Here is a 10,156-nt window from a genome sequence, read left to right on the forward strand (position 1 = left end):
TGGCCGGGGTATGGACACTCCCGGATGCGGCGCGGCTGGTCGCGACGCGTGGGCGGCTGATGGGCGGTCTTCCCGTCGGCGGCGCGATGCTGTCGGTCACCGCCCCCGTCGACACCCTCACACCCTTGCTGGACGGAACCGGCGTGGAGATCGCGGCGGCCAACAGCCCCACCCACACCGTCCTGACCGGCACCACCAAAGCCATCGACACCATGACCTCCCGCTGCCAGGACGCGGGGCTACGGGCCCGCCGCCTGCGGGTCAGCCACGCCTTCCACTCCGCGCAGATGGACCCCATCCTCAACGACTTCCGCCAAGCCGTCGCCGACACCCCCGCCCAAGCACCCGCCCTGCCCGTCATCTCCAACCGCACCGCACAGCCCCTGACCGCAGACCAGGCCGCCTCACCCGACTACTGGACCGAACAACTCCGCCACACCGTCGAATACGCCGCCGTCACCACCCACCTCGAAGAAGCCGGCACCACCACCTACCTCGAACTCGGCCCCGACACCACCCTGACCACCCTCACCACCGACACCCTCCTCAACCCCACCACCACCATCCCAGCCCAACACCCCGACCACAGCCAGACCAACGCCCTCACCACAGCCCTCGCCACCATCCACACCACCCACACCCCCCTCACCTGGCCCACCACCACCCACACCACCAACCTCCCCACCTACCCCTTCCAACACCACACCTACTGGCTCCACGACACCCCCACCACCAACCTCACCTCGGCCGGCCTCTCCCCCACCGAACACCCCCTGCTCGGCGCAGCCGTCGACCTTGCCCGCGGCGACACCGCCGTGTTCACCGGCAGCCTCAGCCTCCGTACGCACCCGTGGCTCGCCGACCACGCCATCGCCGGCCGCGCCCTCCTCCCCGCGACCGCCTTCGTGGACCTCGCGCTGCACGCGGGCCTGCACCTGGGGTGCGCGACGCTGACGGACCTCACGTTGGCCGCCCCGCTTGTGCTGCCCGCGCACGGCGCCGTCCAGGTGCAGGTCACCGTGGCGCAGGACGGCACCGCCACCTCCGGGGGGCGTACCGTGACGGTCCACTCGCGCGCGGAGGGCTCCGAGGAGCCCTGGACCGAGCACGCCACCGGGCTGCTGGAACCCGAAGCGGACGGGTCCCGGCCGGCGCCCCCCGCGGTGGAGACCTGGCCGCCGGCGGACGCCGAGGCGCTCGACGTGTCCGGTCTCTACGACGGCTTCGCCGCACAGGGCTACGCCTACGGTCCCGGGTTCCAGGGGCTCACCGCCGCCTGGCGCGGCGACGGCTGCGTATGGGCCGAGATCCAGCTCGACGCCGACACGGCCGTGGACGGCTTCGGCGTCCACCCCGCGCTGCTCGACGCGGCGTTGCACACGCTCGCGCTCGACCCCGTGACCGCCGGCCACACCGCGGACGAGGTCAAGCTGCCGTACATCGTGTCCGGTGCCCGGCTGCACGCCACCGGCGCGGCCGGTGCCCGGGTGCGGCTGACGCCGACGAGCCCGACGACGGCGACGGTGGCCCTGTTCGACAGCTCGGGCCGGCCGCTGCTGGACATCGACGTGCTGACGCTGCGCGCCGTCGATCCCCAGCGGTTGCGGGCCGGGGCCGCCACGGACCGCGGCGGCCGGCTCTTCGCGGTCGAGTGGTCGGAGTCGGAGTCGAAGTCGGAGTCGGTACTGGAGCAGGCGGAGGCCGCTGCGCCGTCCGCGGTGCGCGTCTTCGCCGCCGGGCCGGAGGTGGCGTCTCTTCCCGGGCCGGCCGAGGCGCTGCTGCCTCCCGTGGACGCCGGGCTGCCCCTGCACGAGCGGGTCTCCGCGGTCGCCGGGCACGCTCTGCGGGTCGTACGGGAACGGCTGGCGGAGGACGCGGCGGAGACGTACGCCGTCGTCACCCGGAACGCCGTCGCGACCGGCCCGTACGGTGACGTCGACCTCGTGCACGCCCCGCTGTGGGGCCTGCTCCGCAGCGCCCAGAGCGAGCACCCGCACCGCATCCTCCTCATCGACGTGGACGAGGACCCGGCGTCGGCCGAGGCCCTGCCCTCCGCCGTCGCCGCCGCGGTCGCCCGGCGGGAGTCCCAGGTGGCGATCCGGTCCGGCGTGCCGCTGATCCCACGCCTCGCCCGGTACGAGACGTCCGGCGAGCGCCCGGTGGCGCTCCGCGCGGACGGCACCGTCCTGGTCACCGGCGGCACCGGCGCCTTCGGCTCCCGCCTCGCCCGGCACCTGGTGAGCGCACACGGGGTACGTCACCTGGTGCTCGCCGCCCGGTCGGGCCCGGACACCGAGCGGGCCGCCGCCGTGCTCGGCGAACTGGGCGAGCTGGGCGCCGAGGCCACCGTCGTGGCCTGCGACGCAGGCGACCGCGACAGCCTCGCCGCCGTGCTCGCCGCGATCCCCGCCGAGCGCCCGCTGTCCGCCGTCGTCCACGCGGCGGGGGTGCTGGACGACGGCCTCGTGGAGTCGTTGACGCCCGTGCAGCTGGCGCGCGTTCTGCGGCCGAAGGCCGACGCGGCGTGGCACCTGCACGAGCTGACCCGGGAACTGGACCTGGACGCGTTCGTGCTCGTCTCGGCCGGCGCCGCCACCCTGGGGACGCCGGGTCAGGCCAACTACGCCGCCGCCAACGCCTTCCTCGACGCGCTCGCCGCGCACCGACGCGAACTCGGCCTGCCCGCACTCTCCCTGGCGTGGGGTTTCCTCGCCGAGGAGGCGGGGATGACCGGCGGACTCGACGAGCGGCAGCGGACCCGGCTGGTCCGCAACGGGGCCGTCCCGCTGGCGCCGGAACGGGCGTTGGAGCTGTTCGACGCCGCGCTCGCCGCCGTGGACGCACCCGCGCACCTGCTGCCGGTCGCCGTGGACGCCGCCGCCCCGGCGCCGGACGCCGTCCCGCCGCTGCTGCGCGGGCTCGTACGCCGGCGCCGTGCTGTCGGCGCCGCTGCCGCGGGTCGTACGCCGGTGTCCGCGGACGGGTCCGCCGGGCTGGACGCGCTGACGGCCGAGGCCCGCCTGGTGCGGCTGACCGAGCTGGTCGCCGCGCGCGTGAGCGCCATCCTCGGGCACACGGACGGCCGTTCCCTCGACCCCGGACAGACCTTCGGCGACCTCGGATTCGACTCGATGACCGCCGTGGAGCTGCGCAACCAGCTCACCGCGGCCACCGGCCTCCGGCTGCCGTCCACGCTGATCTTCGACTATCCGACGCAGCAGGCCCTGGCCGCGTACCTGAACAGCAGGTTCACCGGTCCCGACACCGCGCGGACCACCGCCCGGGAACAGCTTCAGGACGACGACCCCATCGCCATCGTCGGCATGGCCTGCCGCTACCCCGGCGGCGTCACCTCCCCCGACGACCTGTGGCAGCTCCTCGCGGACGGGCGGGACGCCGTCAGCGGCTTCCCCGCGAACCGCGGCTGGGATCTTGAGGCGCTGTACGACCCGGACCCGGACCGGCCGGGTACGTCGTACGTCCGCGAGGGCGGCTTCCTGCACGAGGCGGGGCGGTTCGACCCTGCGGTGTTCGGCATGAGCCCGCGGGAGGCGACGGCGATGGACCCGCAGCAGCGGCTGCTGCTGGAGACGGCCTGGGAGGCGTTCGAGCGGGCAGGGATCGACCCGCAGTCGGTACGCGGCAGCCGGACCGGGGTCTTCGCGGGCGTCATGTACAGCGACTACGCGGCGAGGTTCCTCCCGAACGCCCCCGAGGGATACGAGGGGCAGATCGGCAACGGAAGTGCGCCGAGTGTGGCGTCGGGTCGGGTGGCGTACGCGTTCGGCCTTGAGGGTCCGGCGGTGACGGTGGACACGGCGTGTTCGTCGTCGCTGGTGGCGCTGCATCTGGCGTGCCAGTCGGTACGGAGCGGGGAGTCGACGCTCGCACTGGCCGGCGGTGTGACGGTGATGGCCACGCCCAGCACGTTCGTGGAGTTCAGCCGGCAGCGCGGGCTGGCGCCGGACGGGCGCTGCAAGCCGTTCGCGGCCGGGGCCGACGGGACCGGATGGTCGGAGGGCGTGGGGCTGCTGCTCGTCGAGCGGCTGTCGGACGCCAGGCGGAACGGGCACAAGGTGCTGGCGCTGGTGCGTGGCTCAGCGGTCAACCAGGACGGCGCGTCCAACGGCCTGACGGCGCCGAACGGTCCGTCGCAGCAGCGCGTGATCCGGCAGGCGCTGGCGAACGCGGGTCTGTCGGCATCGGACGTCGATGCCGTGGAGGCGCACGGGACGGGTACGACGCTGGGCGACCCGATCGAGGCGCAGGCACTGCTCGACGTGTACGGCCAGGGCCGGGCGGATGACGCGCCGCTGTGGCTGGGGTCGCTGAAGTCGAACCTCGGCCACACGCAGGCCGCCGCGGGGGTCGCGGGCGTGATCAAGATGGTCGAGGCCATGCGGCACGAGGTGCTGCCGCGGACGCTGCACGTGGACGAGCCGTCCCCGCATGTGGATTGGACCGCGGGTGCGGTGGAGCTGCTCACGGAGCAGCAGCCGTGGACGGTGGCGGACGCGCGCCCTCGGCGTGCGGGCGTGTCGTCGTTCGGGATCAGCGGCACGAACGCACACGTGATCATCGAGCAGGATCCGGCGGTGGCTGCGCCTGCGCCCAAGTCGCCGGAACCGGCGCCGGGTCCGGTGGTATGGCCGGTCTCCGGGCACACGGCGGAGGCGCTGGCCACCCAGGCGGGGCAGCTGCGGGCGTGGCTGAACGAGCGCCCCGAGACCGACGTGCACGCGGTCGCCGCCTCGCTGGTCCGCTCCCGCGCCGCCCTCGATCACCGGGCCGCGGTTGTCGGTACGGACCGCGCCCAGCTGCTCGACGGGCTGGACGCCGTCGCCCGCGGCGAGGACTCGGATCGGGCGGTGGCCGGGCGGTACCGGGCGGGCAAGCTGGCGGTGCTGTTCACCGGCCAGGGCGCGCAACGCCCGGGCATGGGCGCCGAACTGTACGACACCTACCCGGTGTTCGCCGGAGCGCTGGACGAGGTGTGTGCGGCGCTGGACGCGCATCTGCCCCAGTCGCTCAAGCCGCTGCTCTTCGCCGCGGAGGCAAAGCTCCTCGACGACACGACGTACACCCAGCCCGCGCTGTTCGCGTACGAAGTCGCCCTGTACCGGCTCGCGGAGACCTTCGGGATCCGGCCAGACTTCCTCGCGGGCCACTCCATCGGGGAATTGACGGCGGCCCATCTCGCCGGGGTATGGACGCTCGCGGATGCCGCCCGGCTGGTCGCCACCCGCGGACGCCTCATGGGCGCCCTGCCCGCCGGTGGCGCGATGCTGTCCGTCACCGCCCCGGTCGGCACCCTCACGCCGCTGATCGACGGCACCGGTGTGGAGATCGCGGCGGCCAACAGTCCGACGCACACCGTTCTCACGGGCGCGGCCGACGCCGTCGACACAGCCGCGTCGCGTTGTGCGGACGCGGGGCTGCGGGCTCGCCGCCTGCGGGTCAGCCATGCATTCCACTCGGCGCAGATGGACCCGATCCTCGCCGAGTTCCGCCAGGTGGTTGCCGACACCCCCGCACAGGCGCCGGCCCTGCCCGTGATCTCCAACCGCACCGGACAGCCCCTGACCGCAGACGAGGCCGCCTCCCCCGGCTACTGGGCCGAACAGCTCCGCCACACCGTCGAATACGCCGCCGTGACGAGCTACCTGGAGCAGGCCGGCACCACCACGTACCTCGAACTCGGCCCGGACACCACCCTGACCACCCTCACCACCGAAAGCCTGACCACCCCCGCGACCGCCGTGGCAGCCCAGCACCGCGACCAGGGGCAGGCCGACGCACTCGCCACGGCCCTCGCCACCGTCCACACCACCCACACCCCCCTCACCTGGCCCACCACCACCCACACCACCGACCTCCCCACCTACGCGTTCCAGCACGAGACCTACTGGCTCGACGACACCGCCCCGGAGCGCTCCGCCGCCCCGAAGGGCCGGGACGCGGTCGAGGAGCAGTTCTGGCAGGCCGTCGAGCAGGGCGACCTCGCCTCGCTCGCCGCGACCCTCGGGTTCGGGGGCACGACGGACCAGGACCCGGAGGCCGTTCTCTCGCCCGTCCTGCCGGTGCTGTCCTCGTGGCGTAAGCGGCAGGCGGAGCTGTCGGCGGTCTCCACCGCCCGCTACCGGCTGGGATGGGCGCCGCTGGCCGAACCCGCGTCCGTCACGCTGGCGGGGCGCTGGCTGGTGGTCGTACCGGAGTCCCTGACCGGTTCGACAGCGCCGAACAGTTGGGCGACCTGGTGCGCCGAGGCGCTCCACGGCGCCGGTGCCGAGGCCGTCACGCTGCCGGTGGACACCGCCGCCACCGACCGGACCGCCCTCGTCAAGGCCCTGGGCACCCTGTCGGACGACGACGGCGGCCCGGTGGCCGGCGTCCTGTCCCTCCTGGCGCTGGCCGACGACGGCCTCGCGCTCGCGGCCACGATGACCCTCGTGCAGGCGCTCGGCGACGTCGGCTGGGACGCCCCGCTGTGGAACCTCACCAGCGGCGCCGTGGCGCCCGCCCCGGCGGAGGCCGTGAGTCGGCCCGCTCAGGCGCAGGTCTGGGGCATGGGCAGGGTGGTGTCGGCCGAGCATCCCGACCGCTGGGGCGGTCTGGTCGACGTCGCGGGACCGCTGGACGCGCGGCTCGGCCGGATGCTGGCCGCGTGCCTGGCCGGCCGGGACGGCGAGGACCAGGTGGCGCTCCGTCCGGGCGGCGCGTTCGGCTGCCGGCTGCGTACGGCCGCGACCGCTTCTGCGCCCGTACGCGACTGGCGGCCGTCCGGCACCGTGCTGGTCACCGGCGGTACGGGCGCCCTCGGCGCGCACGTGGCCCGCTGGCTGGCCGACCGGGGCGCGGAGCATCTGCTGCTCACCAGCCGCCGGGGTGACCAGGCCCCGGGCACCGCGGAGTTGTGCGCGGAACTCACCGCCCTGGGCGCCGAGGTCACCGTCGCCGCCTGCGACGCGGCCGACCGCGACGCGCTGGCATCGGTGCTGGCCGCGATCCCGCCGGAGCACCCGCTGACCGCCGTGGTGCACGCCGCCGGCGTCCTCGACGACGGCGTCGTGGACGCCCTCACGCCCGAGCGGCTGGAGCGCGTCCTGCAGCCGAAGGTGAACGCCGCCGTGAACCTGCACGAGCTGACCGCGGGCCGTGACCTGGACGCCTTCGTCCTGTTCTCCTCGGTCGCCGGCGTCCTCGGCGGCATGGGGCAGGCCAACTACGCGGCTGCCAACGCCCACCTGGACGCCTTCGCCGAGCACCGGCGGGCCGCGGGCCTCCCGGCTACGTCGATCGCCTGGGGCCCGTGGGGCGGCGCAGGCATGGCGGCGGACGAGGCGGTGGAACGCAACATCGAGAACACCGGCATCCGGCCGCTGTTCCCCGACACCGCCGTCGCGGCCCTCCAGGAGGCCCTCGACCGGGACGAGACGCATCTCGTCGTCGCCGACCTCGACTGGCCGCTCGTCGCCGCCGCGCAGGCCGACGCGGTCCGGCGCAACCCGCTGCTCGCCGAGTTCCCCGAGGTACGGGCGGCCCGGCAGGCCGCGGACAGCACGGCTGCGGACGGCGTCGCCGCCGCCGGGGCCCTGCGGCAGCAGGTCCAGGGCGCGGGCTCGCGGGCCGACCGCGAGCAGATCGTGCTGGACCTCGTACGGGAGCGGACGGCGGCCGTGCTCGGCCACCGTTCGGCGGAGGCCGTCGAGCCGGACAAGGCGTTCCGGGACCTCGGTCTCGACTCGCTCGGCAGCGTCAAGCTCCGTAACGCCCTCAACGCGGGCACCGGGCTGAAGCTCTCCGCCACCCTCCTCTACGACTACCCCACCCCTCTCGCCCTCGCCGGCCACCTGCTGGACGGGATCGCCGAGGAGGACACGGCCAGTGAGACCTCCGTCCTCGCCGAGCTGGAGAAGCTCGACGAGACCCTGCGCGTCCTCGCCCTCGACGACGGCGGCCGGCGCAAGATCACCGGGCGGCTGCAGGTGCTGCTCGCCAAGTGGGGTGACGGCCCCGACCACGCGGACGACGACCGTTCGAACGACGACCTCGACGCGGTGACCGCGGAAGAGCTCTTCGACCTGATCAGTGACGAGTTCGGGAAATCGTGATGGCGCTCCCCACCGCACCGAACACGCCCACGGCCCGCCCGGACAACTCAAGGAGCTTGCGCTAATGGAGAACGAGAAGAAGCTTCTCGACCACCTCAAGTGGGTCACCGCAGAGCTGCGGCAGGCCCGCCAGCGGCTCCGTCAGCTCGAAACGGACGGCGACGAGCCGATCGCGATCGTCGGCATGGCCTGCCGGCTGCCCGGAGGCGTGGCCACTCCCGAGGACCTGTGGCAGCTGGTCGCGAACGGCACCGACGCGATCTCCGAGTTCCCCACGAACCGGGGCTGGGACACCGACGCCCTCTACCACCCGGACCCGGAGAACCCCGGGACCAGTTACTCCAAGCACGGCGGCTTCCTGCACGACGCCGCGGAGTTCGACCCCGAGTTCTTCGGCATGAGCCCGCGCGAGGCCACCGCCACGGATCCGCAGCAGCGGCTGCTGCTGGAGACGGCGTGGGAGGCGTTCGAGCGCGCGGGCATCGACCCCGCCGCGGAACGCGGCCGTCCGGTCGGCGTTTTCGCCGGCGTGGAGGACCAGGACTACATCAGCCGGCTGGACTCCGTACCGGAGGAGTACGAGGGGTTCATCGGCACCGGCGCCTCGATGAGCGTCGCCTCCGGGCGCGTGTCGTACACCTTCGGCTTCGAGGGTCCGGCGGTGACGGTGGACACGGCGTGCTCGTCGTCGCTGGTGGCCATGCACCTGGCGTGCGAATCGCTGCGTAAGGGCGAGTCGTCGCTCGCCCTCGCCGGGGGTGTCACCGTCATGTCCGCGCCCACCTGCTTCGTGATCTTCAGCAGGCAGCGGGCCATGTCCCCCGACGGCCGCTGCAAGCCGTTCGCGGCGGGGGCCGACGGGACGGGCTGGTCGGAGGGCGCGAGCCTGCTTCTCCTGGAGAAGCTGTCGGACGCGCGGCGAAACGGCCACCGGGTGCTGGCGGTCGTACGCGGGTCGGCGATCAACCAGGACGGCGCGTCGAACGGCCTGACCGCCCCCAACGGTCCGGCGCAGCGCAAGGCGATCGAGCAGGCGCTGGTGAGCGCCCGGCTGTCGGCTTCGGATGTGGACGCGGTGGAGGCGCACGGCACGGGGACCACGCTGGGCGACCCGATCGAGGCGCAGGCGCTGCTGGACACGTACGGCAAGAACCGCGCCGACAGGCAGCCGTTGTGGCTGGGGTCGCTGAAATCGAACCTGGGCCACACGCGTGCCGCATCCGGCGTGGCAGGCGTGATCAAGATGGTCATGGCGATGCGCGAGGGCGTGCTGCCGCAGACGCTGCACGTGGACAAGCCGTCACCGCACGTGGACTGGACCGACGGCGCGGTGGAGCTGCTGACTGAGCAGCGGCCGTGGACGGTGGACGAGGAGCGGCCGCGGCGTGCGGGAGTGTCGTCGTTCGGGATGAGCGGGACGAACGCGCACGTGATCATCGAGCAGGCCCCGGAGCATGAAGCAGCGGCCGACGCGGCCGAGCCGGGCGGGATCGTGGCGTGGCCGGTCTCCGGGCACACGCCGCAGGCGCTCGCCGACCACGCGGGGCGGCTGCACGCCCACCTGTCGGAGCGGCCGGAGATCAGCCCGGCGCAGGCGGCGCACAGCCTGATCACTACGCGGTCAGCCCTCGGCCACCGCGCGGTGGTCGTGGGTGGTGAGCGGGACGAGTTGCTGGCCGGACTGGCGGCGATCGCCGCTGATGAGCCGTCCGCACGAGTGGTCAGCGGCAGTGTGCGGCCGGGTGGGAAGACGGTGTTCGTGTTCCCGGGGCAGGGTGCGCAGTGGGCGGGCATGGCGGCGGATCTGATCGAGGCCGAGCCGGTGTTCGCGGAGGCGATCGCGGAGTGTGAGGCCGCGCTGTCTGCGTACGCGGACGACTGGTCATTGACGGACGTACTGTCCGACCCGGAGGGCGTGTTGCTGGAGCGGGTGGACGTGGTCCAGCCCGCGCTGTTCGCGGTGATGGTCAGCCTCGCCAGGTTGTGGCAGCACCACGGCATCCAGCCCGACGCGGTCATCGGCCACTCCCAAGGCGAGATCGCCG

2 protein-coding genes are annotated in these 10,156 nt (G+C 73.8%); both read left to right on the forward strand.

The window, feature by feature from the left end; translation table 11 throughout:
- The coding region (locus T328_RS35720) for a type I polyketide synthase (protein WP_496500434.1) at positions 1-8,111 on the forward strand (8,111 nt) is incomplete at its 5' end.
- A gap of 64 nt (positions 8,112-8,175) precedes the next feature.
- The coding region (locus tag T328_RS35725; protein ID WP_496500435.1) for a type I polyketide synthase at positions 8,176-10,156 on the forward strand (1,981 nt) is incomplete at its 3' end.

Source organism: Streptomyces sp. CNX435, assembly GCF_059570575.1.